Origin of the sequence: Brevundimonas kwangchunensis, assembly GCF_039523815.1 — a bacterium.
Lineage (GTDB): Bacteria > Pseudomonadota > Alphaproteobacteria > Caulobacterales > Caulobacteraceae > Brevundimonas > Brevundimonas kwangchunensis.
Genome location: NZ_BAAAGA010000005.1, coordinates 397,667 through 423,250, shown reverse-complemented (window position 1 = coordinate 423,250; position 25,584 = coordinate 397,667). Strand labels below are relative to the sequence as shown.

The 25,584-nt window shown below is 69.2% G+C and carries 28 protein-coding genes; 6 read left to right on the top strand and 22 right to left on the bottom strand.

What is annotated here, in order from left to right; translation table 11 throughout:
- Positions 1-116: 116 nt before the first annotated feature.
- The 17 genes from ABDZ95_RS11215 to ABDZ95_RS11135 all read right to left on the bottom strand — a co-directional run bounded on the left by ABDZ95_RS11215 (position 117) and on the right by ABDZ95_RS11135 (position 12,904).
- A complete protein-coding gene (locus ABDZ95_RS11215) occupies positions 117-722 on the bottom strand; it encodes an LPD7 domain-containing protein (protein WP_343793727.1) in 606 nt (201 codons plus the stop codon).
- Positions 719-2,539, bottom strand: a complete 1,821-nt coding sequence (locus tag ABDZ95_RS11210; protein ID WP_343793725.1) for a type IV secretory system conjugative DNA transfer family protein — start codon at positions 2,537-2,539, stop codon at positions 719-721. The genes ABDZ95_RS11215 and ABDZ95_RS11210 overlap by 4 nt, the downstream gene beginning before the upstream one ends.
- Entirely contained in the window at positions 2,505-3,512 is a 1,008-nt protein-coding gene (gene virB11 / locus ABDZ95_RS11205; RefSeq protein ID WP_343793723.1) for a P-type DNA transfer ATPase VirB11, read from the bottom strand. Before virB11 ends, ABDZ95_RS11210 begins: the two co-directional genes overlap by 35 nt.
- Positions 3,512-4,642, bottom strand: coding sequence for a type IV secretion system protein VirB10 (gene virB10, locus ABDZ95_RS11200; protein ID WP_343793721.1), 1,131 nt, complete (start codon positions 4,640-4,642; stop codon positions 3,512-3,514). The genes virB11 and virB10 overlap by 1 nt, the downstream gene beginning before the upstream one ends.
- Positions 4,639-5,466, bottom strand: coding sequence for a TrbG/VirB9 family P-type conjugative transfer protein (locus ABDZ95_RS11195; protein WP_343793719.1), 828 nt, complete (start codon positions 5,464-5,466; stop codon positions 4,639-4,641). Before ABDZ95_RS11195 ends, virB10 begins: the two co-directional genes overlap by 4 nt.
- Complete coding sequence (locus ABDZ95_RS11190) at positions 5,463-6,146, bottom strand: VirB8 family type IV secretion system protein (RefSeq protein WP_343793717.1); 684 nt, start codon at positions 6,144-6,146, stop codon at positions 5,463-5,465. Before ABDZ95_RS11190 ends, ABDZ95_RS11195 begins: the two co-directional genes overlap by 4 nt.
- A complete protein-coding gene (locus ABDZ95_RS11185) occupies positions 6,143-6,337 on the bottom strand; it encodes a hypothetical protein (RefSeq protein ID WP_343793715.1) in 195 nt (64 codons plus the stop codon). Before ABDZ95_RS11185 ends, ABDZ95_RS11190 begins: the two co-directional genes overlap by 4 nt.
- A 1-nt stretch (position 6,338) precedes the next feature.
- Positions 6,339-7,259, bottom strand: a complete 921-nt coding sequence (locus ABDZ95_RS11180; RefSeq protein ID WP_343793713.1) for a TrbL/VirB6 family protein — start codon at positions 7,257-7,259, stop codon at positions 6,339-6,341.
- Between the two features lie 10 nt (positions 7,260-7,269).
- On the bottom strand, positions 7,270-7,485 hold the full coding sequence (locus ABDZ95_RS11175) for an EexN family lipoprotein (protein ID WP_343793711.1): 216 nt from the start codon (positions 7,483-7,485) through the stop codon (positions 7,270-7,272).
- Entirely contained in the window at positions 7,482-8,210 is a 729-nt protein-coding gene (locus tag ABDZ95_RS11170) for a TrbJ/VirB5 family protein (RefSeq protein WP_343793709.1), read from the bottom strand. Before ABDZ95_RS11170 ends, ABDZ95_RS11175 begins: the two co-directional genes overlap by 4 nt.
- Complete coding sequence (locus ABDZ95_RS11165; protein WP_343793707.1) at positions 8,207-10,582, bottom strand: VirB4 family type IV secretion/conjugal transfer ATPase; 2,376 nt, start codon at positions 10,580-10,582, stop codon at positions 8,207-8,209. The genes ABDZ95_RS11170 and ABDZ95_RS11165 overlap by 4 nt, the downstream gene beginning before the upstream one ends.
- Positions 10,575-10,910: a VirB3 family type IV secretion system protein gene (locus tag ABDZ95_RS11160; RefSeq protein ID WP_343793705.1), complete on the bottom strand. Its 336-nt coding sequence runs from the start codon at positions 10,908-10,910 to the stop codon at positions 10,575-10,577. Before ABDZ95_RS11160 ends, ABDZ95_RS11165 begins: the two co-directional genes overlap by 8 nt.
- Positions 10,903-11,085: a hypothetical protein gene (locus ABDZ95_RS11155; RefSeq protein ID WP_343793703.1), complete on the bottom strand. Its 183-nt coding sequence runs from the start codon at positions 11,083-11,085 to the stop codon at positions 10,903-10,905. Before ABDZ95_RS11155 ends, ABDZ95_RS11160 begins: the two co-directional genes overlap by 8 nt.
- Positions 11,085-11,396, bottom strand: coding sequence for a TrbC/VirB2 family protein (locus ABDZ95_RS11150; RefSeq protein ID WP_343793701.1), 312 nt, complete (start codon positions 11,394-11,396; stop codon positions 11,085-11,087). The genes ABDZ95_RS11155 and ABDZ95_RS11150 overlap by 1 nt, the downstream gene beginning before the upstream one ends.
- Positions 11,396-12,016, bottom strand: coding sequence for a lytic transglycosylase domain-containing protein (locus ABDZ95_RS11145; RefSeq protein WP_343793699.1), 621 nt, complete (start codon positions 12,014-12,016; stop codon positions 11,396-11,398). Before ABDZ95_RS11145 ends, ABDZ95_RS11150 begins: the two co-directional genes overlap by 1 nt.
- 75 nt (positions 12,017-12,091) lie before the next feature.
- The gene (locus ABDZ95_RS11140; RefSeq protein ID WP_343793697.1) at positions 12,092-12,358 is read right to left on the bottom strand and encodes a helix-turn-helix domain-containing protein; all 267 of its coding nucleotides are present in this window, start codon (positions 12,356-12,358) and stop codon (positions 12,092-12,094) included.
- A 60-nt stretch (positions 12,359-12,418) separates the two neighbouring features.
- A complete protein-coding gene (locus ABDZ95_RS11135) occupies positions 12,419-12,904 on the bottom strand; it encodes a helix-turn-helix domain-containing protein (RefSeq protein WP_343793695.1) in 486 nt (161 codons plus the stop codon).
- A 243-nt stretch (positions 12,905-13,147) separates the two neighbouring features.
- On the opposite strand from ABDZ95_RS11135, the gene ABDZ95_RS11130 reads away from it, so the two are divergent.
- The 5 genes from ABDZ95_RS11130 to ABDZ95_RS11110 all read left to right on the top strand — a co-directional run bounded on the left by ABDZ95_RS11130 (position 13,148) and on the right by ABDZ95_RS11110 (position 16,677).
- Positions 13,148-13,714: a GntR family transcriptional regulator gene (locus ABDZ95_RS11130; RefSeq protein WP_343793692.1), complete on the top strand. Its 567-nt coding sequence runs from the start codon at positions 13,148-13,150 to the stop codon at positions 13,712-13,714.
- A gap of 69 nt (positions 13,715-13,783) precedes the next feature.
- Positions 13,784-13,912, top strand: coding sequence for a hypothetical protein (locus tag ABDZ95_RS11125; RefSeq protein ID WP_263973019.1), 129 nt, complete (start codon positions 13,784-13,786; stop codon positions 13,910-13,912).
- A 97-nt stretch (positions 13,913-14,009) separates the two neighbouring features.
- Positions 14,010-14,135, top strand: a complete 126-nt coding sequence (locus ABDZ95_RS11120) for a hypothetical protein (protein ID WP_343793688.1) — start codon at positions 14,010-14,012, stop codon at positions 14,133-14,135.
- 177 nt (positions 14,136-14,312) lie between these two features.
- Positions 14,313-14,945, top strand: a complete 633-nt coding sequence (locus tag ABDZ95_RS11115; RefSeq protein WP_343793685.1) for a lasso peptide biosynthesis B2 protein — start codon at positions 14,313-14,315, stop codon at positions 14,943-14,945.
- Position 14,946: 1 nt separating this feature from the next.
- Entirely contained in the window at positions 14,947-16,677 is a 1,731-nt protein-coding gene (locus tag ABDZ95_RS11110; protein ID WP_343793683.1) for an asparagine synthase-related protein, read from the top strand.
- Here ABDZ95_RS11110 and ABDZ95_RS11105 read toward each other — a convergent pair.
- The 4 genes from ABDZ95_RS11105 to ABDZ95_RS11090 form a co-directional block, all read right to left on the bottom strand.
- On the bottom strand, positions 16,586-18,829 hold the full coding sequence (locus tag ABDZ95_RS11105; protein WP_343793680.1) for a S9 family peptidase: 2,244 nt from the start codon (positions 18,827-18,829) through the stop codon (positions 16,586-16,588). The two genes, ABDZ95_RS11110 and ABDZ95_RS11105, sit on opposite strands and share 92 nt — an antisense overlap.
- A gap of 144 nt (positions 18,830-18,973) precedes the next feature.
- Positions 18,974-21,922, bottom strand: a complete 2,949-nt coding sequence (locus ABDZ95_RS11100; RefSeq protein ID WP_343793678.1) for a TonB-dependent receptor domain-containing protein — start codon at positions 21,920-21,922, stop codon at positions 18,974-18,976.
- A 91-nt stretch (positions 21,923-22,013) separates the two neighbouring features.
- A complete protein-coding gene (locus ABDZ95_RS11095; RefSeq protein ID WP_343793676.1) occupies positions 22,014-22,997 on the bottom strand; it encodes a FecR family protein in 984 nt (327 codons plus the stop codon).
- Positions 22,998-23,006: 9 nt separating this feature from the next.
- On the bottom strand, positions 23,007-23,495 hold the full coding sequence (locus ABDZ95_RS11090) for an RNA polymerase sigma factor (protein WP_343793674.1): 489 nt from the start codon (positions 23,493-23,495) through the stop codon (positions 23,007-23,009).
- A gap of 289 nt (positions 23,496-23,784) precedes the next feature.
- On the opposite strand from ABDZ95_RS11090, the gene ABDZ95_RS11085 reads away from it, so the two are divergent.
- A complete protein-coding gene (locus ABDZ95_RS11085; RefSeq protein WP_343793672.1) occupies positions 23,785-24,243 on the top strand; it encodes a response regulator transcription factor in 459 nt (152 codons plus the stop codon).
- A 214-nt stretch (positions 24,244-24,457) separates the two neighbouring features.
- On the opposite strand, the gene ABDZ95_RS11080 is transcribed toward ABDZ95_RS11085, so the two are convergent.
- Complete coding sequence (locus ABDZ95_RS11080; protein ID WP_343793670.1) at positions 24,458-25,582, bottom strand: nickel/cobalt efflux transporter; 1,125 nt, start codon at positions 25,580-25,582, stop codon at positions 24,458-24,460.
- Between the last annotated feature and the right edge of the window lie 2 nt (positions 25,583-25,584).

Here is a 25,584-nt window from a genome sequence, read left to right as displayed (position 1 = left end):
TCTCGCTGGCTGGTCGCCGAATCGTTGGTGCACGACGAAGCACATTCCATCGGCGGAATCGGGTTCAGCGCTTTCGTCGCGCGAATCCTGAAGACCCCACTGCAAGCGACCCGCCGTTAGCGTTGCCGGTCGCGTCCGCGCGCCGGATCGCGCTCCGTTGGGCGAGGTCGGCCCGCGCGGGCCCAGGCGACCTCGAGCAGGCGCGTCTGGATCGCGGGATCCGGGACCAGTCTCGCCACCACGATGGCTGCTTTCGCCAGACGCTCGCCGAGCGCGTCGTGCCCCTTCGAAGGTTCTGCGTCTCGCCGGGGCGATGGACGATCGAGACCGGCGGCCTGCCGGTCGCGCTCGCGCGGTCGATGGCCCCGCACCTCCATCCCCAGGGCCTGCGCCTGAATCCACACCTCGCGGCGAAAGGCCGGATCGCCGGACACCCGGATCTGCTCCCAGCCGCGGTGGCGGGCGATCTTGAGCATGTCGATGACCGCGTCCGGATAGGCCTGGTTGGACACCAGCGACCTGCCGCGGTCCCTGAACATCGGCTCGGCCGCCTTGTGGTCGCGGAAAAAGCGCTCCGGTCGTCCGCGGAGGTCGCGCTCGACCAGATAGCGGTCGAGCACCGCTTCGGGCACGTCGCCCTTGGTGGTCGAGCGGCGCGCGCCCGCCGGAGCCGGCGCGGGGCCGAGGCGGTTGGACGGTGCGACCGGATCCGGGGCTTTCATGGTTCGCGCTCCGGCAGGGCGGCATCCACGACGCGGTCCAGCCAAGCGCCGACAGCGGTCTCGTCCGCGCCGGCGGGCGGCGGGGGCAGGCCCTCGGCGGCGAAGCCGCGGGCGATGACATCGAAGTCCATGGGATCCTCCTCAACGGCAGGCGGCGCGATCGGCATGGACGCGGGCCCGGCGAGGTCCGGGGGCGGCCGCAGCCGACGCTGGAAGATCCGGTCGCGATAGTGGGCGATCTTGCGGCCGCGGACCGGCGGCAGGCCGGCCTTCAATACGATCAGGGCGGTTTGCGGCAACTGCATCAGCTCCTGGGGCAGCATCAGCGCCCGGCGCTGGTCGGAGACGGTCGTGCTGCGCCGGCCGGGGGCGAGGCCCGTCGGTCGACTGCGGCTCCGGCCGTCCGTCGTGTAGAAGCCGAGCCGATCGCTCAGCTCCTGGGCGATCTTGAGCTCCTTGGGCGCGAAGACGATCTCGACCCCGCAGTTGGTCATCACATCCTCGGCCAAGTCCGGGCCGTAGATCGCCCTCAGCTGGGACGGGCTTTGAAGCACGGCCAGCAGCCGCAGACCGTAGCCGGCGACCCAGGCGAAGGCATGCGCGAGAACCGGCGCCGGACCGAGACGGGCGAACTCATCGAGCACGATCAGGGCGGGGCGGTCGGCGGGGCCGGGCAGGGCGCGGCTGTTCAGGTCGACCAGTTGCTGGAAGAGCAGGGCATAGAGCGGCTGGACCCTCAGCATATTGTCCGGCGTCGCCCCCAGATAGAGGGAGAGGCGGCCGCCGCGCAGGTCGCGCAGGTCGAAGTCCGAGGCGGCGGTCGCGGCGTCCACCCGTGGATTGAGCCACAGGCCCATCCGGGTGGTGATCGATTGCCGCACCGAGGCGAAGGTGTTTTCGCTGGAACTGGTGAAGTCAGTGAGTGCGGCCACGACCGGGCCGGGAAGCGGGCGACCGTCCTGGTCACGGGCCGCGATGATCCGGGGCAGCCGTGTGCGCGCGTCGCCGGCGGTGAGTTGGCGGAAGATCTCGCCGAGGGTGAAAGGCCGCTCCGGTGTGGCCGCGACATAGCCGCCGACGCCGATGAATCCCGTCCGCGCCGCCTCCGCCCAGAAGGGATCGGCTCGCTCGTGAACCGGAAACAGCATCACCGCCATGCGCTGCAGTTCGTCGAGCACCGCGATCGGGTCCGTGCGATCGACGTGGCCCAACGGGTTGAAGCGCGCCGTCCGGCCGTCCCGCGCCAGGGGGTCGAACAGATGGACGGTCTGGCCCGCTTCGGCGCGATAGCCCGCCGTGGCGAGGAAGTTCTCGCGCTTGATGTCCAGGACGACCACGGAGTTCGGCCAGGCGAGCAGATTGGGAATGACCACGCCGACGCCCTTGCCGGTGCGGGTCGGCGCGTAGAGCATGACGTGCTCGGGACCGTCGGCGATCAGGAAGCCGCTTTCAGTCCGGCCCAGCACGATCCCGGACCGCGCCCGCAAACCGGCCCGTCGCTGTTCCGCTCCGGACGCCCATCGGGCGGCGCCGTGCAGCGGCCGTCTTCGGCTAAGCAACGTGGCAGCGCCGAGGATCGCGCCCGTCAGCCCCGACACCGACAGGCCAACCGTCAGCCAGCGCCGCACTTCGGGATCGTGGCGATAGTACCAGAGCCAGCCGGGGACGCGGGCCGGTTCAAGCTCGCCGGAGAACCGCCCGAGGCCGATCACGGCGACGAGGGCGGCGAGGACGACCAGAAGACTGAGGACGACCAGACTGCCGGCGGCGAACGCCGCCGCCCTAGCCGCCGGGCTGACGCCTGCGAGCCGGGTCATGCCAGACCTCCGTCACGCGGAACCGCCCGTCGACCTTCTTCATCTGGATGACGACGTCGACGAGCAGATGGAGCAGGGCGCGGATGTCCTCGCGCGGCAGGTCGCGCCCGCCTTCGGACTCTCTCACCAACAAGGTCAGTTGCTCGAAGGCCAGGGCGGCGGAATCGGCGTGCACCGTCGTGATCGAGCCCGGATGGCCCGAGTTGACGTTGCGCAGGTAGAAGAAGGCGGTCCCGTCCCGGAGCTCCTGCAGCAGGATGCGGTCCGGCCGCATCCGCAGGGCGCTTTCCAGAAGCTGTTTGGGTCCGATCCTCGCCAGGCCCTGGCCGTCCTTGGAATAGACCAGGTGGACCACGTTTCGGTGCGGCACGACGAACTCGCGCGTGTCCTCGATGGTCAACAGGCGCTCGTGGTCGGGGATCAGCTCGATCAGTCCCTTGGCCAGGGTGGTCTTGCCCGATCCGGTCGCGCCCGAGATCAGGATGTTGCGTCGGGACGCGACGGCGAGGGTCAGGAAGCCGGTCCAGTCGCCGGCCTGGCGCAGGCGCGCCAGCTCGGCGTCGACAGGGTCGGCGGCCTCCGCCTGGGCGTCGGCGACCTGGTCGAACAGGCCGGCCGCAGCGAAATCCCCAAGGCCCAGGCGTCGCCGCGACGGCTTCCTCAGGGTCAGGGAGAGGCCGCCGTCGGCGGCGACCGGCGGCAGGACGATCTGGCAGCGCACGTCGCCGGGCAGGGTGGTCGAGCAGATCGGCTGCTCGGGGCCGACGTCCTGGCGGGTGTAGGCGGCGGCCGCCACGGCCAGCGTCCGCAACCACGCCTCGGTCAGTTCCGGCGCCTCGGACCAGCGCCACGTCCCGTCGGCTTCGACCCCGACCTCTCCGGGCCGGTTGATGACGACCTCGGTCACCGTCGGCGGCTCCAGAAAGGGACGCAGGGGCGCGAGGTAGTGGTCCAGGACCGAGGTGTCGTCCATCAGCGGGGCCGCAGTTGATAGACGCCGGAGAAGTCCAGATCCTGGGCGACGAAGATCGAGACCTCGGCGCCCTGGCCTTTTCTCAGCGTCGGCGGAATATCGACCGAGCCCTGGAGGGCGACGGCCGCCGCATCCGAGGGCAGGCGCGCGGTGGAGGACCCGCCGTCGGTCTGGCCGACCGCGGCATAGACGCCGTCGTCGACGATCGAGAGCAGCAGCGCCCCGCCGAACCTGTCCCAGAACCGGGTGTCGACCACGCCGTCGAACCCGGAGCGGCCCAGGGCGTCCGCGGCCGGTGAGCCGAGGGCCACGGCGACCCCGGTCGGCGTCACCGCCCGGGTCCACAGCACGAAGAGCCGGCGCCGGCCCTGCTGGAGACCACCGCGGTATTCGCCCAGGACCCGGGTGCCGCGTTCCATCAGCACCACGGCGCCGTTGTCGGACCAGGCGTCGCGCGGCAGGACGCAGGTGACATAGCCCGGCGTGGTGCTGTCCATGGCGGTCTGCAGGACGCACGGCACGCTGGTCCCCGCCGTGATCAGCAGATTGCGGTCAGGCAAACGGCCGGCGCGCGCCTGACCGACGGGTGTGACCTGACGCAACTGGTCGAGCGAGGTCTCTGCGGCCGCCGCCGGCGCCGCCGGTGTCCCAAGCGCTAGCGGAGCGTTCGGCTGTCCGCCGCCGGCCCGGCTGTAGGCGAGCACAGGGGCGCGCCGGGCGCTTTCGGCAAGGGCGCGGCGTTGCTCCGCCGGGGAGGGACCGGACCGGGGCGACGCTTCGCCTCCAGGCTGGGTCTCTAGCGCCGGCACGACCTCCCCCTCGCTCAAGGTCGGCGCGTCCGGATCGACGGCGGCGTCGCTGAGCAGCGGCGGGGTCTCGCGGCGGGCGGGCTCGAACGGCGCAGTCTGCCGGGGCGGGTCGTCGCGCCGGGTCGGCTCGGCGCCATCGGCGTCGCCCCGATCCCAGCTGGCGATGAGGAAGGCACCGCATCCGACGGCGAGGGCGGCCAGGGTGATGATCTTGCCCTGGCGTCCGCCGAACCGTCCGGCGATCGGCGAGACGCCGCGATCGGTCGCGGGCGGCGGCGGACCCGGGTCGTCGGCCGGGGGGGTGGGATCGGCGGACGTCATGACGGGCCTCCGACAGGGACGCGGTCCACGGACGGGGCGGCCGTGCCGGTGCCCAGGCCGACGCCGCGGGCGTCGTAGGCGTCGTTGAACAGGCAAAGCACCGATCGGCCCTGCCTCAACCGCAGACCGCGCACGACGCCGTGGATCACGACGAACTCGCCGCGGACATCGTAGGGCACGAGCCGCTCCGATCCGTCCTCGCCGACCTCGAACAGGGCGGGCACGGCCTGGACGCCGGGAAAGCGCAGCACGGTGAACCGGCCGTTGTCGCTGACCTCGCTCGGCTGCAGGGCGGCGTCGCCCTGGGCGGACCAGGCCAGATTGCGGGTCCCCTCGACCACGCCGCGTTCGAGTTCCAGACCGATCAGCCGTCGCTCCATGGCTTCGGCCTGGGCCACGAGCGCCTGCGCGGTCCGGGCCTGCTCGTCGGCCGGGTAGCGAAAGCGGACTTGATAGGCGACGGCGGTGCGGTCGCCGGGATCGCGGGCGAGCAGTTCGAAGGCGTAGTGCCGGACCGTGCCGCCGCGTTCGGTGACGACGAGCAGGTTTGTCGCTTGGTGACGTTCCCGGGGCTTCAGGAACAGCACCGATCCCTCCGCCGCCACCTCCCAGGCGACGCTGTCGCCGATTGCGGCGTGGCGGATGGTCTCTTCCGGAGAGAAGACGATCTGGGTCGCCGTGCGAAACGCCCCCGAGATTCGGTAGACGGCGGCGGGATCATAGGCGAGCTCGCGAATTCTGGGGTCGAGCGGCGTCTGCGCTGCGACCGGGGACGTCAGGGCGAGTCCGGCGACGAGGGCCAGCAGGGGGAGAAAGGGTTTCATCGGATGACCTCCGGATCGGCGCGATAGGAGGTCACCTGGAAGCCGAGGGGGTTCCTCAGCCGGTCCGGCTCCGACATCGGCGCGCGCGTGTAGGTAAAGGCGATGGTGGCGATCCAGTCGCTCTCCACGGTCTGCTGGGCCTGGCGGACCGTGCGGTGGAAGCGGACGTTGGCGACGCCGTCGTTGATGAAGCCGATGGCGCGGATCGAGATGATGGCCTCGCCGTCGCGGCCGTAAAGGTTCTGCGGGCTTGCGGGGTTGGAACCGCGGAACAGGTCGGCCCAGCGGCGCTGTTCGGCCGGGCCCGACAGGATGGAGACGAGACGGAAGGCGTCTTCGGCGGCGGGATCGAGGTAGCCCTCGCGCTGGCGCACGTACTGGCCGAGGAAGTATTTGCTGACCGCCTCGTCATAACGGACGGGTCCGTCTTCGGCCGAGAGACCGCGCACGACATCCACCGCGCCGGTCGACCGATCGACCCGGATGACGAAGGGTTCGGTGGATTTCAGCGGCGTCAGCATCGCCACCGCCCCGGTCGCGATCACCGCAAGCCCGGTCGCGACGCCTGCGGCCGACCAGGCCAGACGACGCGAGCGCAGGGCCGAGGCCAAACGGTCCTGATCCCAGCGCCGGGCCTCGGTGAAGTAGCGCTTCAGGTCGGGGGAGGGGACGCCGCTCATGCGCAGCCTCCCGCGCCGGATTCGACGGTAGGAGAGGTCGGCTGCGGGGTGGTCTGCGGCGCGAGCACCGATCCATGGGGATTGGCGGGGCGTCGGGCGGAGCCGTCGCAGGTCGGCAAGGCGGGATCGCCGCGGTGCGCGCAGGCGCCGAGCAGCATCAGGCCGGCGAACAGGAGGGAGCGATAAGTCATGTCAGGCGCCTCTCGGTCGGATGGAGCCGCCGCCTCTCGGGGGCTGACGGCTGGATTCCTGGGGACCCTGGGCGCGGCCCGAGCCGCTTCCGCCCAGGGCCGCGGCATTGGCGAAGTCGGCGAGGCCGGCGCTGGCCCCGCCCGCGACGCCGGCGGCGATGGCCGGGGTTTGGAGGAAGAAGATCGCCCCCAGCAGGCACAGGGCGATGAAGATCAGCCCGCCGATCATCGGGTCGGCGCCCTGGATCGCGCCCCACTGGTCGCGGACGAGCGACAGGACCAGCTGGAAGATGACGATGATCAGGGCGAACAGGACGAGGTAGTTCACCGCCTGGCTGAGCCAGCCGAAGAAGAAGCGTCGGGTGGCGTCGAACAGCGCGCAGGCGATGAAGATAGGGCCGAGGGTGACGAGCAGGGCCAAGGCCAGTTTGGCGACCAGTACGACGCCGAAGCCGAGCGCCGCGGCCAGGGCGCCGATGATGAAGACGGCGGCCGAGACCACATAGGGGCCGGGATTGAAGGCCGAGGCGTCGCGCGAGATGTCCTCGCCCAGCCAGGCCGCATAGGCGAAGAACTGGTCGAAGGCCGCGCCGACGCTGGGCGTGTCCGCGCCGCTGATCGCCCGGGTCAGGGCGTTCGGCAGGCCCGTGAACAGCGGCTCGGTGACGAAGGTCGAATAGGCGGCCGTGGTGGCCAGCAGATAGAGGAAGGCCAGCTTCAGCGACCGGACCGCAAAGTCCATCACCGGTTCGCTGATCGCGCCCCGCAGAATGGCCACCCCGTAGAGCACGACATACAGAACCAGGGCGATGCGCAGCGGCCCCTCGACCTCGGCGATGACCGACGACAGGCGTTCGCCGAGGAAGACGTTCAGCCGTTCGTCGATGAAGTCATAGCTGGGTTCGAAGACGCGGAAGGTCATCGTCGGTTCCTCAGAAGGCCTGCTCGTAGGCGCGCATCCGCGTCGTTCGCCGCGCCTCGGCCAGGCCCTCGCGCGCCGCCGCGCAGTCGTCCGCTTCACGGCCGGCCTCGCACGCCGCGATGACCGCTTCGGCCGCCTCGGGATCGGCGGCGAAGTCTTCGGCCGTCCGGTCGGGCGCCCCGCAGCCGACGAGGCCGAGCGCGACGAGGAGGGCGGACCGTCTCACCGGAACGCCCTCTGATAGACGTCCATCCGGGCGGCGCGCGCGGCCTCGGCCCGCTCGCGGGCGCGCTGCTCCTCCAGCCGGGCCTCGGCGGCCTGGGTCAGGGCGAGTCCCTGGAGGCGGACCTGTTCGTTCTGGATCAGCGCCTGTTCGGCCGCGAGCCGCGCTTCGAGATCCAGGACGGCGCGGGCGTTGGGCGCGGTGTCCAGCGCGGACCGCAGCGTCTCCAGCCCCTCGAGCCGCCGGTCCGCGGCGCCGGTCACCGCCTCGCCGACGGCGAGATCCCGCGCCGTGCGGGCGCCGGCCCGTTCGAGGCTGTCGCGGTAGTAGGCCTCGGCCGGATCGAGATCGCCCGTCGGGGGCGTGTAGAGCCGGGTGTCCCGGCGGATGGCGTCGGCGCGGTCGGCCAGGTCGCCCAATGCGCTCAGGTCGCCGTTCGCCGCCGCCCGCAGGGCGCGCATGTCCGGCAGGGGGTTGCGCACGGTCGGCAGTCCGAGCTCGCTGGCCAAGGCGTTGACGCCGGACAGGTCGTTCAGGCTGTCGAACAGCTGCTGGCCCTGCTCGATCTGGGTCTGAAGCGCCCTCAGCTGATCCAGGGTGGTGCGGGCCTCTTCGATCATCTGGGCGAGGGCTCTCGGATCGTGGACGATCTGCTGCGCCTGAACCGTGGGGGCGACAGCGAGGGCGAACGCGGCCGTGGCCGCGGCGAACAGGATGCGGGTCTTCACAGGAACCTCCTTTGGTCATGGAAGGGATCGCGCCAGAGCGCGTAGTCGTCGCCGGTCTCGGCGCGCACCCGGTCCAGCAGGGCGACGGTCTCGGTCCGCCCGGACAGGACCGCCAGGGCGTCGTCCATGCCGCTGAGGTCCAGTTCGACGACGACGCTGTCGTGCCCCTGTTTGACCAGGAAGCGATGCGACTCCGGCGTCAGGACCTCGCGGACGAGACGGAACTCCTCCTGGGTCAGACCGAAGCCGTCGACATAGTCGCGCGCCTGACCATGGGCGTTGGGCAGGAAGATCTTGGTCGCGCACTGCTCGAGGATGGCGTGGGCGATCGGGGAGCGCAGGGCGTCGGCCGGGGACTGGGTGCCGAACACCATCAAGGCGTTCTGCTTGCGCCAGGTCTTGAGGCCGTCCTGGGCGAGGTCGGTGAAGGCCGGATCACCCAGCACCTTCCAGAATTCGTCGATGTCGAGGACGAGGCGACGGCCGTCGACGCGTTCGGCGATGCGGTGGAACAGATACAACATCGCCGGCGTGCGGACCTCGTCGTGGTCGAGCACCTGGGTGATGTCGAAACCGGCGAAGCGCGCGTCCAGGCTGAGGGCGTCCGCGTCGTTGTCGAGCACCCAGCCGAGCGGACCGCCGCGTTGCCAGCGCTCCAGCCGCGCGCCGACGCCGCCAGCGTCGCCCTGGCCGAGCAGGCTCCGCAGGGCGGCGATGGACCGGCGCTCGGGCGGCAGAGCCTCCAGCGCAGCGACGCCCTGATCGATGGCGCGGGCCTGCGGCACGGTCAGGGTCTCATTCGGACGGGCGACCAGGGCCCGGACCAGCCGGATAAGGAAGGCGCGATTGGCGGGGGTTGGCGCGAGCGCCTTGAAGGGGGCGAAACCGGTCGGCTCGCCGTTGCGCAGGGCCAGATAGGTCCCGCCGCAGGCGCGGACGAAGATTTCGGCGCCCCGGTCCTTGTCGATGAACAGCTGCTGGGCGTCGAACCGCTCCAACTGGGCCAGCATAAAGTTCTGCACCACCGTCTTGCCCGACCCGGACGGCCCGCAGATGAAGGTGTGGCCGAGATCGCCGACGTGGAAGTTGAACCAGAAGGGCGACCCGGCCGTGGTGCGCAGCACGGCCACGGCCTCGCCCCAGTGGTTGCCGCGCGTCTTGCCGACAGGATGGGCGTGGAACGGCGCCAGGGCCGCGAAATTGCGCGATGTGATCGCTGCGGGCCGGGTGCGGCGGGCGAAGGCGCCCGGGAATTGCGACCAGAAGGCCGCCTCGAGACCGAGGTCTTCGCGGGCGACGACCAGGCCGGAGTCCGCGAGGATGGCGCGGGCCTTGGACAGGTGGTCCGCCAGCGCGGCCGGGGTGTCGCCGTGTACGAGAACCGAGGCCTGGTGTTCGCCCATCACGAAGCGGTTGCTGACCAGGTCGTCCAAGGCGTCCGACAGGCCGGTGATCTGGGAGGCCGCCCGATCGCGCGCCGAGACCATCTGGTTCTGCTTGCGCTCCATCACCGCGCGGGCCGAAGCCTTGGACAGAAAGGCGAAGGACTGGCTGATGACGAAGCCGAAACGGACGCTGAGCAGATCGTCCCAGAGGCCGGGCCGGGTCGCGGCGGGGTATTCCTTGATGGCCAGGACCCCGGCATAGCGCGCCTCGGCGGTGTCCCGCAGTTCGATCGTCTCGCGGCCGAAGATGGCGCGCACGGTGTAGATGGCGGAGCCAAGATGGCCGAACACGATCGGGACCGATGATCGACGCCCGGTGAGCACCAGCCGCATGACCTCCATCGGCTCGGAGAACCACAGGCCTCCGCGTTCGTAGAGGCCCAGCGGGCGCGGCGCGTAGCGCGCGAGGTACTGCACGAGATCGCGACCGGCTTCTTCGATGCGCTGGATATGGGCGATCTCGACCTCGGCGTCGGTCCGCCGCGCCGCCTTCAGACGACGCGCCAGCGCCGCGGCCCGGTCGCCGGCGTCGCGGCCCGGATGCAGGACGAGGGTGACGAACAGCTCGTTGATCCAGAGCTGACGGCCCGCCACCCGGTCGTCGTAGAGCGCGCCGAGCTCCCCCGCGAAGGCCGAACGGAAGCCGGTGGCCCGGTCCAGTTCGACCGGGCGACGCACCACATGGTGCCAGACCGCCAGACGGTCGTCGGCGAGGTTGCGCCAAGCCTGGTTCAGCTTGACGTGCCAGTCGTTGAGATCGCGCGCGTCGGCGGTCTCGAAGCTGGCGCCGTCGATCTGGAACACCATCATCAGGGCGCCGCTGTCGAGCGCGACCACCTGGTCCGAGACGTGGCGCGCATAGGGCAGGTGCGGCCGGGCGTCGGCTTCTCGCCGCAGCCGCGCCGCAGGGACGCCGCCCTCAGCCACGGGATAGCTCCACGGGGCGATAGCGGCGAACCAGCGGGAGCGGCGTCGCCGAGCTCCCGCCCCAGAGCGCAGAATTGCGCGACCGGCCCTTGGTGTCCACGTAGACGAAGAGAAGCCGGAAGGCGTTGTGGTCGGCCCGGCAGATGCCTCGGAACACCAGATGCAGGGCCGGCGCGACGAGCAGATAGAGCAGGCTGCCGCCGACCAGGAAGACGACGCCGGACAGGATGACGTTGACTCCCATGGCCTCCATGGGCACGCCCAGGATCATGGCCGGCCGGGTGCAGGCCAGGAACAGCGGGTCTTCGGTCAGACGTTCGTCAGCCATGGGAGCCTCCCGCAGACAGGCGCGACAAGGCGAGGCCGACGGCGAGACCCGAGGCGAGGCCTGCGAGGATCTGGGCGAACCGCTTGGGCGAGATCAGCCTGAGGCCGAGCATCAGGCACAGGGCGAGACAGGCCGAGGCTGATCCGATCACCAGCCATGAAAGGGGGAGGTCCATCATGCGCCGCCCGTGATCAGGTTGACGATCTCGGCCGCGCCGAAGACCACGACGATGCCGAGGACCACGATCGCCGCGCGGCGCAGGTCGAACAGGCCGAACATCCACAGGATGCCGACGACCACGACCGCCAGAACGGCCAGCAATCGGGCCGTGTTGCCGGTGAGCATGTCGACGACGTTCTGGAGCAGGCCTTCGACATTGGCCGAGGCGAGAGCGGGCTGCGCGGACAGGCAGGTGGCCGCCAGCGCGATGCAGGCCGCGGCGCCGACGTGACGCGGGAAGGACAGAAAGGTCAGGGAACGAGACATCAGTGGCTCCGGTCGACGGATGTGGAAAAGGCGACCCGCACGGGTCCGCGTGCGAAGACGTCCCAGGCCGCAGGCAGGGCGCTCAGCGCCGTCGGTTCGGGAGGCAGCGCGTCAGGCGGCTCGGGGGTGATCGCCATTGCCGGTGCGGCGAGGTTCAGTCTGATCGCCGCCTGCTCGACCCTGGCGACGTAGCCGTTGCGGAAACCCCGTTGTGCATCGCCGGTGTTATAGCGGGACAGGGCGGTACGGAGGGCGGACTGCCGGTGCTCCGGGGTCTCGCCGTCCGGTCTGTAGCCGGCGCGAAGCACCGTCGCCGCGGCACGAAGATTCAGGCAGGGATCGAACGTGTCCTCGACCGTCAGCCCCAGCCAGTCGAGATTGTCGCTGTTGATCTGAGCCAGACCCAGATCAAGGTTCGCGCCTCGGGCCAGGAGGCGACGGGCGGTCGCCGCCGCCTCCGCCGCGTCACGCGCCCGGGCGGGGCGGAGGCGGCTGCGATTGACCCCGATCGCGAGCGCATCGAACCGGCTCTCAACGTGCGCAATGGCGGCGAGGGTCTGCGGCGCCACGGACGGCGCGCAGCTTTGCGACAGGGCGAGAACGAGGGCGAGGTCCAGCATGAGGGGCTCCTGGAAGAGCCGTCATCTCATCGGGTTCGGCCGATGCAGACGACCCGCCAAGGCCCCGTGGGAAATCTACGGTAGGAAACTGCGGGGCTCGCCTGCGCGACGGGCGGCGACCGCCAGACGCGCGACGGCCTGCACGCGCGTCCGCACGCCGAGGGCGCCGCAGGCCGCCATCAGATGCTCATCGACCGTTCGGGGGGAGAGCCCGAGCCGTTCGCCGATCCCCGAAGAGGTCAGTCCGGTGGCCGCCAGTTGCAGGCATTCGAACTGCCGCTCGGTCAAGGCCTCAAGCGCTGGAGCATAGGACGGCGCGGACAGGGGGGCGGGCGTTTTCATCGCCGAATCCAGCCGCGAAAGTCCGACCGCGCGCCAGTCCGGAACCTTCGCACCGTGAATCTACGACCCGCCGTCGTCCCGTTCCGGGGTCATCAGCCGGCTTCGGCGTTGCTCGAGCCAGGCCTCGGCTTCGGCATCGCGCCGAACCGACTGATCCGCGAGATCCCTGAACATCCGGGTGAAGGTGTTGATGATCGGCCGGGCGTCGAGGTCGGCGATGGCGTCGCCGGCCTCCTCGTCGAATTCCTGCAGGGCGACGGCGAGGATTGTCGCCAGTTTGTTGTCGGCGCACCGCAAGGCGAAGGCGGGGGAGCCGAGGGCGAGCGCCGCGAGGATCCCGTGCGGATCGCTGTCCGTCACCTCGGCGAAGCGATGGATCCGCTCGATGTTGATTCGTCCGGCCCCGGATTCAAAATGCTCGTACGACCGGAGCGCCATGTTCATGGCCTGGGCGACGTCGATCGACCGCATGCGCCGATGCGCCCTGATCAGGCGCAGGCTTGAGGAGAGCACCGCGTTCGTCGACTGGGGGTGCCGGGCGTCCATGTCTCGGTTTACTCCCTCGCCGCCGGCATCACGCGATTACGAACCCTGCTTCACCCCTACAGGTTGAAAAATGACTCAGCCATGCGTCAAATGAAAGCTGATAAATATCAACAGCATAAAAGCTGCGGTTATGACGCAAGTTTCTTGCGGACAACAGTATAGGCGCGACCAGACCGTTTACCCTTCCCGGAGTATGGCGGTCGCCGATTTGCGGATGATCGACGGCCCAGAAAGGGGGCGACGATGAGACAGCGCGATCCTTTCGGAACGGCGCTCGCCAGTTTGCGGACGGCGATCGAGGGCGGGCTGGCGCCGGGGCAGCATCTTTCTGTGGCCGACATCGCCGCCTCATTGAACCTCAGCACCAGCCCGGTGCGTGAGGCTCTGTCCCGGCTCTGCGGCGAAGGCCTGATCGAGGATCGCCGCGGGCTCGGCTACTTCACCCGCGCCACGCCGCTGGAGGATGTGCTCGGCTTGCTGGATCTTGAAGCCGCGCATGTTCGGCTTGCGGCGCGCGACGCCCACCTCGCGGGTCCGGCCGACCCCTCGGATGCGGCGGTCGAGACCTGGATCGGCGAACTGATCGAGGTTTGCGAAAATCAACCGCTGCTGGAGAGCCTCTCACGGGTTCGTCGTCGTCTCGCGCCGCTGCGGGGTCTGACCCCTTCGATCGAGACGGAGGCCCCTCCGTCCGACGGCGACAGTATCGAGATCTACTATGCGCGCTGGCGGATCACCGCCGGAACGATCGCATCGCGCGCCCGGCGGATCGATCCCGACCAGTCAAAGTATACGCGCAATATAGTTTGAATCGATTTGCTTTGAGGCGCTGATGGTTCGTCGTCGACCTTTTGTCGACTTTTCAACGAGGAGACGACCATGACCACCCACCGCACCCCCCGCCTCGTGCGCCTTGGCGCCGCTCGCGACCTCACGCGCGCGGTCGACGAAGGCGATTACGCCGAGCTGAACACCTCCAAGCTCTACACGATCCCGCCGGGCGCCTGAGCGCGACGTGCCGTCCTCCGGGGCGGCACGGACGCCCGGTCCGGCCTCGCCCGGCGCGTCCTGATCAGAGGCCGTCATCGAAGAAGGGAGTCTGGCCATGAAGGTCCAGAACAAGAGCCGCGTCTTGCGGCTGGGCGGGGCGCGCAATCTGACGCGCGCCGTCGACGAAGGCGATTTCGCCGAGCTGAACTCGCATTTCCGCTGGGAGATGCCGCCCGAGTAAGCGGCCGGGGTCGTCTTTCGGGGCGGCCCCGAACCGCTCCCTATTGGAGGAAGAGTTCATGCTGAAAAGAACAACTGGACGCCTTGTGATCCTCGGACCGGCACGACGGCTGACCCGGGGCAAGGGCGGGGAATTCGTCGAGCTGCAGGTGACCCACCGCTACGATCTACCGCTCGAATGACCGAGGAAGGCCAACTGGCGCTGGGCGTCCACGCGGTTCCGGTCGGGCGGGATCTGATCCTGCTCGACCTCGCGGCGGACGACTATCTGCTGTTTCCGGATTGCGGAAACATCGCGGTCGACGGTGAGCGCCTTCGCGGATCGATGGACGTTCTATTGGAGCTTGCCTCCGCCGAGCTGCTGCACTCCGGTCCCGCACGCGCGGCGGCTGTCGCGCCGCCGCCGCTTCCTGTGCGCCAATTGCCGGCGTCTTCCTCTTCCCGGCCGCGCTTGGGCGATGTCGCCACGTTCGGCGGAATCTGGGCCGATTGCGCCCGGCGCCGTCCAACCCTGACCCGATTGGCGGCTGCCTATGCGAACCGCAGCGGGCGACGAGATGATCTTGACGCGATCTCGTCGCGCGCGGAGACCTTCTTCCAGCTTCTGCCGTTCGCGCCCCGAACCGGGGCCTGCCTGTTCCAGGCCGAGCTTCTGCTGCGCTTCCTCAACGCCGGCGGCCTCGACGCCGACTGGGTGTTCGGAGTTCGCGCCTGGCCGTTCCTGGCCCACTGTTGGCTGCAGGTCGACGATGTCTGCGTCAGTCAGTCTGCTGAGACGCTGAGCCATTTCCATCCGATCCTGGTGATCTGACATGGGCGTGGACTCCTTCGTTGTCCTTGTGGGCGACACGGCTGCCGCGCTGGAAGCGGTCGTCGCGCCGATGCGACGGCGGCTGGCCGGCGCGGGCTGGTCTTGCCGGGTGTCGCACCCCTTTGTCGCGGTCTATGCGCCGTCTGATCGGCTCGCGATCACAGCCGGGCTGGACGGTCATGGAGTTCTCATTGGGCAGATGTTCGGCAACTCCGGCCGCGCCACCCCAACCTCGGAGCTTGCGGTGCTGGCCTGTCGGCCCTTGGACGCGACCGCGGCCCGGCGGCTCGTCGCGGAGCGTTGGGGCCGTTACGTGCTCATCCGGCGCACCGCGGGCGACACCGCGATCCTGCGTGATCCATCCGGTGCGATCGAGGCCGTCTGTTGGCGAAGGTCCGGCGTCACCCTTATCGCCTCAAGCGCCGCTCCGGTTCTGGACAGACTGCTGCCCGACGACCTGGCCTTGGACTGGGAGGCCGTCGCGCGGCTGGTCGGCCGCGGCGGCGAGTACCGCCACTCTCTCGCTCTGACAAAACTGACGCCCATCGCCGGCGGAGAGCTTCGCGTGGTCGGCGCGGGCGGCTCGCACGGCGCGCAAATCTGGCGGCCTGCGGACATCTATCGGGGCGGCCGCGATCGACCAGCCGACCTCCGCTCGGTTGTGCAGACGGCGGTACGAAGTCTGGCCGGAGATCACAGGTGGATCGCCGAGGTGAGCGGCGGCCTCGACTCCGCGATCGTCGCAGCCTCCCTGGAGCCGTTACAGCGCGATCGCGTCGCGGCATGGGTGAACCACTATGTGGAGCACCCCGAGGGCGACGAGCGCGCCTATGCGCGCGCGGTCGTGGCGCGCCACAGCCATGGGCTGACCGAAGTGCGGCGCGAAGGATTGAACCTGTCCGCCGAGCGCCTGGCGAGGACGACGGACGCCTTCAGACCCGCCACCAACGACATCGATACCGACTACAACGACGATATCGCCGTCCGCGTTCGGGAAGGCGGAGCATGGGGATCGCTGACGGGGCAGGGCGGCGACGCGGTCTTCTTCCAGATGCCGAGCCCGCTGATCGCCTTCGATGAACTTCAGGAGCGCGGCCTCTGGGCGCGACCCGCGGCCGTCCATCGGATCGCGCGCTGGACCCGACGGTCGCTCTGGCCCTCGGCCTGGCTCCGGGCGTTGCAGGAGCATCGGCGCAGCCGCGCCGATTGGGATCATCCCTGGCTCGATGATCTGAAAGGCGTTCCGCCCGCGAAGGCGCTGCAGATCTCGATCCTCGCCTTTTGTCAGACCTTTCAGGGTCAGGCCGCGCGGAGCCGGGAGGGGGTCTGCGTGAATCCGCTGCTGAGCCAGCCCGTCATGGAGGCGGGCCTGTCCTGGTCGACCGTCGATTTGACCTGGGGCGGCCGCGATCGGTTCGCCGCCCGCGCGGCGTTCAAGGACGTCCTGCCCCCTTCGATCTACGCTCGCCGTTCGAAGGGCGAACTCGGCGCCTTCTACGGCGAGGCTGTCGCGGGCCAATTGCCCTTTCTCAAGGACTACCTGCTGGGCGGCGCCTTGGCCCAGGCCGGCCTGCTGGACGACCTTGAACCCGACCTCGCCCGCGAGGCGCTGTTGTGGCGCGGGGGCTTCTCCCGACTCCTTACCCTGGCCCTGACGGAGGCCTGGATCCGGCGATGGACGTCGCGATTGGCGGCTCGGTCATGGCCAGATGGCGATCGAACCAGTCGATGAGTTGTCGGTAGTAGATGCGGGCGTTGCCGGGGTTGTGGAGACTGTGATCTTCGCCGATCAGATAGAGCAGCGCGGCTGGATGCCCGAGGCGTCTGAGGGCTGCGTACATGCCTTCCGCCTCGCCCGTCCCATGGTCCATTTCTCCGTGCACAAGCAGGACGGCGGCTGATATCTGGTTGGCCTGTTCAAAGGCGCTGCCGCGTCTGTAGCGTTCGGGATCGGACCAGTAGGACGCCCGCATCGCGACCTGACCGGCTTCCAGCCACCGCGCCGTTCCCATGATTGCGGCGTCGTTTTCCCCGGCTAACCGGGCGTGGCTCGACAGCCTGCCGAGGGAGCCCGCGAGATTGTAGGAACCATTCAGGGCGACGACAGCCTTGAACCGGGGAGACTGCGCCGCGCTCAGGACGACCGCCCAGGCGCCGAAGCTGTGACCCCACAGGCCGATCCTGTCGCCATCGACGAGGCCGTCGTTGGCGGCGGCGTCGACCACGGCGAGGATGCGGTCCGCCAGACCGTCCGCAGGCTCGGGGCCAACGGGAAGGTCCGGGTAGAGTACGGCGTAGCCGGCGGCGACCAGCAGTTGGCCGTTAAGCGTCAGATTGCCGGCTTCGGGGCGCATGGTGGGCGGCGGCGTCGAATAGACCCGGTCGGGATAGGGGGTGACCACCACGGGAGGGGGGTGGGCCCCCTGGCGAGCCGGGGCATACAGCCAGCCTCCGGCGCCGTCCGGTCCGTCGATGCGACGAGCGGGCGTGAGGTCGACGCCGTCGAGCTCAGGATTGAGGCTCCAGATCGTCTCGAACGAGGCGCCACGGGTTGCGGTGAGGTGATTGGCCGCCCGGCCCTCGGCCCCGCGCGCGACCGCAACGCCGTGCGACCAGCTCACGGCCGCCCCGGACGGCCCGGCGACGCAATCCATTGGACCTTGGTCGGCCGACGTTCGGCACAGACGTCCCGTCTGATCCAGGACCACCGCGCTCCCCTGCTTCATCGGGCTCGCCTGGGCCCGCTGCCCGAGCGGCCCATCCGGCCGAACGACCGACGCGAGCGCGCCGAGGTCTTCAGGCGGGCCGTCGGCGCTTTGGCGGATCACACGGCCTCGGCTGACAAAAAGCGCGCCGCGGCGTCCCTGGGCGACGAGGCGGGCGTCCGGCGCCAGATCCGCGAGCTTTACCGCGCCGCTGTCGCCGCTCAGAAACCAGCCCTCGTCATCGCGATCACGGCCTCGCACGACAGGCGTGTGACCGATCCAGCCGGCTTCGGCTGTCGGCGAGCCATGGAAATCGAGCGGAACGGCCGGGGTGACATCGGGTGGTGTGACATCCCGTGCCGCGCCGGCCGGGTCGATCGAGAGCAGACGGGGACGGTCGCCGTCGATCGCGGCGATGAGCAAAGCGTCGGAGGCCGGCGACCATGTCATCACACTTGTCGAAATATCCTGGGCTTCAGGCGGATCTCGTGTCTGCCCGGATTTCAGATCCACCATCCGCAGGCTGCGGCTCCGTCGAAACTCCGTGGCGCTGCCGGGCGAGGGCAGGGTCTGCAGAGGACCGTCAACGAGCAGGGCGATGTGGCGGCCGTCCGGAGACGCCTCGAAATCGAAAAAGGGCCCTCGGGCGAGGCGTGTCGCGGCGCCGGTGCGGGCATCGACCCGCCAGAGGTCGCGCAGGGGGCGCTCCGGTTCGGGTCCCAAGCCGACGGCGACAAACGTCGCTTCCCCCCGCGCCGCCTGATCCCAGAGCCGGGGCAGCTCTCTCTGCGTGCGGTTGGTGTCCGCCAGACGTGGGGGCAGGACGCCGTCGGGCATGCCGAGCATGACGAAGGCGTCTTCGGACAGCCACTCCACGGATCGCCCCCAGGCCCCTGTCTCGGGAGAGAGGTCGGTCCAGACCACCCCGCCCGTGACCATATCGACGACACCGATGCGATACTCGAGCGCCCGAAGGCGGAAGACGATGAGCTTGCCGCCTTCGGGCGAGAAGGGGCCGGCCGTGTAGCCGGCGTCCTCGTCCATCGGCAGGAGAGGCCTGACGCCAGCGGAGCGCTCGATATCGGCGCGATAGAGGCGGGCATAGCGGAGCGCGCCCTCGGGCTGCAGGTCGTAGCGGGGCAGATCGTCCCGCGCGCGCCGTTCCTCGAACACGATCACGGCGCCGGACGGATCGATGGCGATCCGCCCGAAGCTCTCAAGCCCGAGCAGGGTGTCGAGTGTCAGGGGCTCCGAGGCGCCCGTCGTCGGGCACCCCAGAGTCAGCGCGGCCAGCGCGCCGAGCAGCCGTTTGCGCATGGCGTCTCACCAGCGCTTGACGAGTTGCAGGGAGATCTGGCGGCCGAGCGCATTGGTGTTCGCCGCGTCGTAGCCGATCCCGCGCGACGCGTCGTAGAACGGCGGTTCCGAGTTCGCGAGATTGAGCACGTTCAGGGACAGGGAAAGGCCCTGGCCCCAGCCGCGGAAGTCATAGCGGACCTGGCCGTCGAAGGTCGCCCAGTCGTCGATGCCGCGACCGCCGACGGGGTCTCGACCGCCGCTGACGTAGTTGGCGATGAAGCCGAGCGTCAGGGGGCCGCTCAGCCACTGACCGCCGAGCCGACCCCGCCAGCGCGCGGGGAAGTGCGGGTCTCCCAGCAAATTTTCGTTGGGCGAGGCCGCCGTGATCTGGCGATCGTTCGCGAGCAGGTGCGTGATTGATCCATCGATCGACATCTGACCGTCGCCCAAGTCAAAGCGATACCGAGCCGACAGGTCCAGTCCCTCGACCTCGACGGCGGCGGCGTTGACGAAGCGGTTGTCCACGATCACGCCATAGGCGGTGACAGGCATGACGGTCGGATTGAAGTTGCCGGGATGGTCCAGCAGCGACTGGACGAGAGCGCGATCTTCCGCGTTCGTAGCCGGGCTCACGAAGCGAACGAAGGGCGACAGGGCGGGGTCGTTGAGAACATTCGTCAGGTTCTCGAGAACGGGATTGCCGATGCGGTCCTCGAACCGGGTCCGGAACCACCCGCCTTCCAGCCGGAAGCCGCTGAGAGCCGCCGGTGTCCAGACGAAACCTGCGGTGGTCGAGGTGGCCGTTTCCGGCCGCAAATCAGGGTTGCCGCCGTACTGGACGACCGCCAGAATATTGACGCCGCCCCGGTTGAGGAAGGTCGGACCCAGCGCATAGGCCGTGAACAGCTCCCGGAGCGCAGGCGCGCGGAACGATGTGCCATGGCTCGCGCGCAGCAGCAGGTCGGGGGTGGGGCTGTAGAGCAGACCGACCTTGGGATTGGTGGATTGACCAACGCCCTCATGGTCTTCGATTCGGGCCGCGAGAGAGAACTCCAGGCGCTCGAGCCCAGGGCGGGCGTTGGCGGCGCTTATGAACGGCGCGCGGAATTCGACGAAGGCCGCCGAGACGTCCCGCTCATAGACGAGCGGGGCGACGATGCGCGGCGCCACGCCGGAGAGGAAATTTTCGCCTTCGGTCTCGAACCGTTCGCGGCGAAGGTCGACGCCCACGGCCATGCGCAACGGCCCGCCGGCGAGCTCCAGGATCGATCCGTCCGCCTTGAGGTTCGCCGACGCCACGGTGGTCCTATGATCGGTCCAGGAATAGCCCGAGCCAATGTGCGCCCGCATCGCAGCGCTGGTGTTGGCGGGGTCGCCGTAGGGATTGAAGAAGCCGTCGACCGCCGTTCTGAAAGTCGTGGTCGGGATGTCCGCCCGTGACCCGAGAGCCTCCTGAAGGAAGGTCGTCTGCACGCGGTTGGACAGCGTTCGGCTGCTGAACTCCCGACCACCGCTGACATAGGCCGACACGTTCCAGTCCTGGATCGAGCCGTTGAGACCAAGGGCTCCGCTGACGCTGCGCGTGCGGCCTTCCGAGAGGGCTGGGCCCAGCTCGTCGATCCAGGAATAGGCGATGTCGTGGCGGGTCGCGCCCACCGGCGACACGAAGTGAGGATTGGCGGAGGTGATCACCACGATGCCGGTGTCGGCGGGAGTCTGGAGCGTGTGGTTCCGTTCCGTGTAGCGGATGTCGCCGTCGAGGCTGAAGCCGAAGGGAAGGTTCTGCCGCGCCGCGGCGAAGAGGCTGTGCCGACGCTGGTGCGGCAGGAACCACTGGCCCAGGTTCTGGTTCGTGAGATTGACCTGATTGGCCAGGAAGTCGCTTGCCGTCAGCCCCACGCCGTTCTGATCGCGAGGAATGGCGAAGATGGGCTGGTAGGAGCCCGTGACCGGATTTTGCGCCATGATGTTGCCGGGCGCGCTGTAGACCAGCCGCCAGTCCGAGCCGCCCAGGGGGCGCAGGTCGGCGCTGGCGGTCACCCGTCGATCCTCCGACCGGAGCTCCCCGCGATCGTGGAATTCATAGGCCGCGACGAGGCTTCCGCTCGCCCAATTAAACCCGCCCACGTGGGACAGCAGCACTTCCTCGGCGCCGCCGTCGCTGGTGCCTCCAAGCCGCACGCGGCTTTCCGCCTGCTCGAACTCGGATTTCAGGATGATATTGACGACGCCGCCTACCGCGTCCGCGCCGTAAAGAGCCGAAGCGCCGTCCAGCAGCACGTCAACCCTCGCGATCGCGCTGGACGGAATGTTGGAGACGTCGGCGAAGTCGCCGGAGATGCCGGTGCCGGCGATCCGCCGGCCGTTGACGAGGACGAGGGTCGCGTCTGCGCCGAGACCGCGCAGGTTCAGGCCGGTCGCCGCGCCGCTGTTCCGGGCCGAACGATCCGCGCCGGTGTTCGCGGAGCCCTCATAGGCGGCGCCGGTGAAATTCTGGGGGAGGGCGGCCAAGGTTTCCGCCACCGTCGCGCGTCCCTGCCGCGCCACATCGTCCTGGGTCAGCACCGTGACAGGCGAGGGACTGTCCACGCCCCGGAAATAGCTGCCCGTGACCACCACCTCCTCAAGCTGCGTGGCTTCCGGCTCAGCCTCCGCGCGGGCCGAGGGATCGATCAGCACGAAGACATTCGGCCGGCTCTGACGATAGGTAAGGCCTGTCCCCCGCAGCAGTTGAGCGAGCGCCGCTTCCGCCGTGTAATCCCCCGTAACGGCAGGGGCCTGACGCCCGGCGACGAGGGCGCTGGGATAGAGAATCTGCAGGCCGCTCTGCTGGGCGAAGACCGGCAGGCTCCGTTCCAGCGGTCCGGCCCCGATGCTGAACGCGCGCACGGCGTCGATGGACTGCGCCGCCACCGGCGTCGCGACACCCATCATCAGCGCGGCGAACGCGGTTGAAGTGAACCTGTGACCCATGATCTCCCCCGTTTTTCTACCCGCAGTTTTGCGGGTCGGGGAGGAGACGTCGGGTCGCGGGCCGTCCCCTAAGTCCGGGGTCAGATTATTTTCAGGCGGGACCCGTCAAGACGAGATGACCGTCCGGCGCGCGGGTCGCTTCCAGGGCGTAGAGGTCCCGGAGCGCCGCGACGAAGCCGTCAACATCGCCCGCATCGAAGACGCCGCTGACACGGACGGACGAGATCCGGTCGTCCCGCAGCTCAACCGGCGAGGGGCTGTAGCGATTGACCTCCGCTACGGCGACCGCGATCGGGGTGTTCTCGAACGTCAGACGACCGGTCGTCCAACTCGTAGCAGCCGGTACATTCACCGCGATGACCCCGGGGCGTTGGACCGAGGTCGTGACCTGCTGCCCCGGCGCGAGGGTCCATGTCGGCCGCACCGACGCGTCCTGCCGGACCGCGACTTGGCCTTCGACCAGAACGATCTGGGCGCCCGCGCCGCTCCGGCGGACGTCGAACCGGGTGCCGATCGCGGTCACCTCGGTGTCGCCGGCCTTGACCAGGAAGGGGCGGTCGGGATCGCCCTCGACCTCGAACATGGCGCGACCGGAGGCCAGGGTCACGAGGCGTTCGGAACCGCTGAACCGGACCGTGACGTGAGTGTCCGTGTCGAGAATGATGCGTGAGCCGTCTGTCAGCCGGACCGTGCGCTGTTCTCCGATGGCGGTGTCATAGGCGTCCGGACGCTGGGCGGACCACCAGGACCAGCTTCCCAAGGCGAGCGCCAGAACGGCAGCGCCCGCCGCGCCCAGCGGGATCAGGCGGCCGGGCAGGCTCCGCCGCCGCTTCGGCGCCTGGCGCGCCCGGCTCGCGGCGTCCTCGGTCAGGGCTGCCATCCCCGAAGTCTTCGCCAGCGTTCCCGCCGCGTCCCACATCGCCTCAAGGCGACTGAAGGCGCGCGCATTCTCGGGATCGCGCCGCCACGCGCTGAACCCCTTGATGTCCGCAGTCGTGACCTTGCGCTGGTTCAACTTGCTGAACCAGTCCGCCGCTTCCTTGCGCCTGATGTCGGCTTCAGCCTCGATCGTCATCCGTCTTGCCTACAAGTCCAGCCGAGACGCGCAGTACTCGAGCGCCCTGGACATTCGCCATTCCACCGTTTTTACGCTGATCCCGAACGACTGGGCGATCTCGGGATAGGTCATACCGCCAAAGCGGCTCAAGACGAAGACGTCGCGGTAGAGTTGCGGCATGGACCGGATCACCTGCTCCAGCAGCACCTGATCAAACTGGGGGGCGGCCTCGGCTTCAGGCGGTCTCTGAGATTCCCGGTCCCGGCGGCGGCGCCCCTCTCTCCGGCTTTCGTCACGGACCAGATTGAGGGCGATCTTGAGCAGGAAGGCCTTCGGGTGGCGGATGTCGTCCAGCGCGTAGGGCGCGGCGCGGATATAGGTCTCCTGAACGACATCGGCCGCCGCATCGGCGTCGACATGGGCTCGCAAGCGCCGATCCAGCCACGCGGCATAGCGCCGATAGAGACGGTTGATGCCGTCCTGCGCCTCCGCTCCCAGCTGTTTCGTATCGCTCACCACGGATCTCCGACCTCTCGACGAGAGGTCCGGAATCCAGGCAGGTCCGCACGGCCCGGGACAGGCGCACGGGCGCGCGCCGTCAGGCGTGGGGAACGGGCATCCGCGCGATGCGCGACGCCGTCGATGATCTGATATCGCACAGGGGATTCCAGGCCCCACCGACGCAAGCGCCGGCCCCGCTAGCATGAATCAAACGGAATCGCGGTGCAAGCCGGAGGGGTCGGGCGTTGGAATCCTCTGCGATCGCGAGGCCCGCTGCTTCGGTTCACAGCGGCGCCCCCGTCTCATGGACGGACCCCGGCTCAAGCTGCGCGCCTATATCACGGCGCCCGACCGGGGCGGTCTAAAAGGGCGTCTGCCCCGGAGCAAGCGCGTCAATTCGCCCTACAACGGAGGTGGACCCAGCCGCAAAAAACTGGCGGACGCCCCGCAATTCACTGTCGTTGCCGGGCTGTTGATTCCCGCTCACCGTGCATCAGGATCAACAGTATGCGAGCGGGTCGTGGAGCACAGTCATCATGCGGAACGCCGTCCGCCCCTGGTTTTGAGCGGCCGCGAAACAGAGTGTCTGCTTTGGGTCAGCCGCGGCAAAAGCTCCGCGGACATCGGCCAGATCGTTGGGCTCTCGCCACGGACTGTCGACAGCTACCTTGAAAAGGCCTGCGCCAAACTGGGGGTGCGGACCCGGATCGAGGCGGTCGCGGTCGGGGTTCGCTCAGGCCTCATCGATCCCGAAGAGGACTGAGCTTTCGCTATGTCGGCGCGACGGAGCAGGGAGGGGGCGGGTCTGGAACTTCTGTGCAGAAGCCGGAGGTTTCGGCCCTGATCGCCGCCGACGCAGTGCGTCCCCTGGCTCAAGACCAGCGCCTGTCCGTTCCGGAACCCGCCGACCTCATCTTGTCGGTCGCCGCCCCGGTTGTCGATTCCCGTGGCGGGGCGAAGGCCAGCCCCGTCCTGCATCAGGCGGTGAGGGCGGCGATCGCCTGCCAGGTCAGGACCAGACCGACGATGGCGATCAGGCCCCCCGACGCATAGGGCGCGCGGCGGGCGAAGGCGGCGAAGCCGCCGGCCCAGCGCTTTTCGGCGTGACGCATGCCGAGCGCCGCAGCCACCCCGACTGTGACCATGGTGGCGGCCAGGCCGATCGAGAAGCAGAGCACCAGGGTCGCGCCCAGCGCGACCTGTTTGAGCTGCAGGCACAACAGCAGGACCGTGATCGAGGCGGGGCAGGGGATGAGGCCGCCGGTGAGCCCGAACAGAATGATCTGCCAGGTCGTCACCTTGCGATTGGCGAACCGCTTCTTGATGTCGTTGGCGTGGGCGCGCTCGTGGGCGTCCTGATAGCCGGGGTCGGAAACGTCCAGACCGCCGTGATCGTGGCCGTGGTCATGCTCGGCGAAGGCGACGTCGAAGGCGTGGGTGTGGTTGCCGTGACCGAGGATCAAGCGGGCCGTAAAGCTGTGGGGCTCGGGGATGGTCTCGACGGATTCCAGATAGCCGTCGCGGGTCTCGAAGGCGAACGTCTGGACCGCACCGTCGGGCCGGGTGGTCGTGACGGCGACTTCGCCGGCTTTCGGCGCCGGGGCGTGGTCCGGCGTGAGGCGGAAGCGGGGCGGAACGCCGTCTTCGAAGATTGCCAGGTTGACCACGCCGTGCCCGGTGTCGATCCATCGGGTTTCGTCGTGATCGTGCCCATGATCGTGATGATGCTCGTGGTCGTGCTCGTTGTGGGCCGCCCTCTGCTCGCGCCAGGTGGCGACGATCATCCAAACGGCGACGCCGAGGATGATCACAGCGGAGGCCAGTTGGAACCAGCCTTCGGACGCTTCGATGTCGAAGTAGCGCCCGAAATACAGACCCGTCAGCGCGATCGCCCAGACGATGGCGGTATGGGACAGGGTCGCCGACAGGCCGAGCAGGATCGCCTGCCAGACCGTGCCGCGCACGGCGACGATGAAGGCGGCCATCATGGTCTTGGAGTGGCCGGGCTCCAGCCCGTGCAGGGCGCCCAGAAGCAGGGCCGAGGGGATGAAGAGCCAGGCGTGCGCCGAGCCCTGTTGCAGCAGTTCCGCGAACGGAGTCATCG

Excerpts from the sequence above, each read along its gene's own strand:
- ABDZ95_RS11210 (WP_343793725.1), bottom strand. The coding sequence starts at position 2,539 with ATGACCCGGCTCGCAGGCGTCAGCCCGGCGGCTAGGGCGGCGGCGTTC.
- ABDZ95_RS11190 (WP_343793717.1), bottom strand. The coding sequence starts at position 6,146 with ATGAGCGGCGTCCCCTCCCCCGACCTGAAGCGCTACTTCACCGAGGCC.
- ABDZ95_RS11110 (WP_343793683.1), top strand. The coding sequence starts at position 14,947 with ATGGGCGTGGACTCCTTCGTTGTCCTTGTGGGCGACACGGCTGCCGCG.
- ABDZ95_RS11215 (WP_343793727.1), bottom strand. The coding sequence starts at position 722 with ATGAAAGCCCCGGATCCGGTCGCACCGTCCAACCGCCTCGGCCCCGCG.
- ABDZ95_RS11120 (WP_343793688.1), top strand. The coding sequence starts at position 14,010 with ATGAAGGTCCAGAACAAGAGCCGCGTCTTGCGGCTGGGCGGGGCGCGC.
- virB11 (WP_343793723.1), bottom strand. The coding sequence starts at position 3,512 with ATGGACGACACCTCGGTCCTGGACCACTACCTCGCGCCCCTGCGTCCC.
- ABDZ95_RS11135 (WP_343793695.1), bottom strand. The coding sequence starts at position 12,904 with ATGGACGCCCGGCACCCCCAGTCGACGAACGCGGTGCTCTCCTCAAGC.
- ABDZ95_RS11095 (WP_343793676.1), bottom strand. The coding sequence starts at position 22,997 with ATGACGATCGAGGCTGAAGCCGACATCAGGCGCAAGGAAGCGGCGGAC.
- ABDZ95_RS11085 (WP_343793672.1), top strand. The coding sequence starts at position 23,785 with ATGGACGGACCCCGGCTCAAGCTGCGCGCCTATATCACGGCGCCCGAC.
- ABDZ95_RS11125 (WP_263973019.1), top strand. The coding sequence starts at position 13,784 with ATGACCACCCACCGCACCCCCCGCCTCGTGCGCCTTGGCGCCGCTCGC.
- ABDZ95_RS11115 (WP_343793685.1), top strand. The coding sequence starts at position 14,313 with ATGACCGAGGAAGGCCAACTGGCGCTGGGCGTCCACGCGGTTCCGGTC.
- ABDZ95_RS11080 (WP_343793670.1), bottom strand. The coding sequence starts at position 25,582 with ATGACTCCGTTCGCGGAACTGCTGCAACAGGGCTCGGCGCACGCCTGG.
- ABDZ95_RS11195 (WP_343793719.1), bottom strand. The coding sequence starts at position 5,466 with ATGAAACCCTTTCTCCCCCTGCTGGCCCTCGTCGCCGGACTCGCCCTG.
- ABDZ95_RS11160 (WP_343793705.1), bottom strand. The coding sequence starts at position 10,910 with ATGGCTGACGAACGTCTGACCGAAGACCCGCTGTTCCTGGCCTGCACC.
- ABDZ95_RS11150 (WP_343793701.1), bottom strand. The coding sequence starts at position 11,396 with ATGTCTCGTTCCCTGACCTTTCTGTCCTTCCCGCGTCACGTCGGCGCC.
- ABDZ95_RS11140 (WP_343793697.1), bottom strand. The coding sequence starts at position 12,358 with ATGAAAACGCCCGCCCCCCTGTCCGCGCCGTCCTATGCTCCAGCGCTT.
- ABDZ95_RS11100 (WP_343793678.1), bottom strand. The coding sequence starts at position 21,922 with ATGGGTCACAGGTTCACTTCAACCGCGTTCGCCGCGCTGATGATGGGT.
- ABDZ95_RS11130 (WP_343793692.1), top strand. The coding sequence starts at position 13,148 with ATGAGACAGCGCGATCCTTTCGGAACGGCGCTCGCCAGTTTGCGGACG.
- ABDZ95_RS11185 (WP_343793715.1), bottom strand. The coding sequence starts at position 6,337 with ATGACTTATCGCTCCCTCCTGTTCGCCGGCCTGATGCTGCTCGGCGCC.
- ABDZ95_RS11155 (WP_343793703.1), bottom strand. The coding sequence starts at position 11,085 with ATGGACCTCCCCCTTTCATGGCTGGTGATCGGATCAGCCTCGGCCTGT.
- ABDZ95_RS11180 (WP_343793713.1), bottom strand. The coding sequence starts at position 7,259 with ATGACCTTCCGCGTCTTCGAACCCAGCTATGACTTCATCGACGAACGG.
- virB10 (WP_343793721.1), bottom strand. The coding sequence starts at position 4,642 with ATGACGTCCGCCGATCCCACCCCCCCGGCCGACGACCCGGGTCCGCCG.
- ABDZ95_RS11145 (WP_343793699.1), bottom strand. The coding sequence starts at position 12,016 with ATGCTGGACCTCGCCCTCGTTCTCGCCCTGTCGCAAAGCTGCGCGCCG.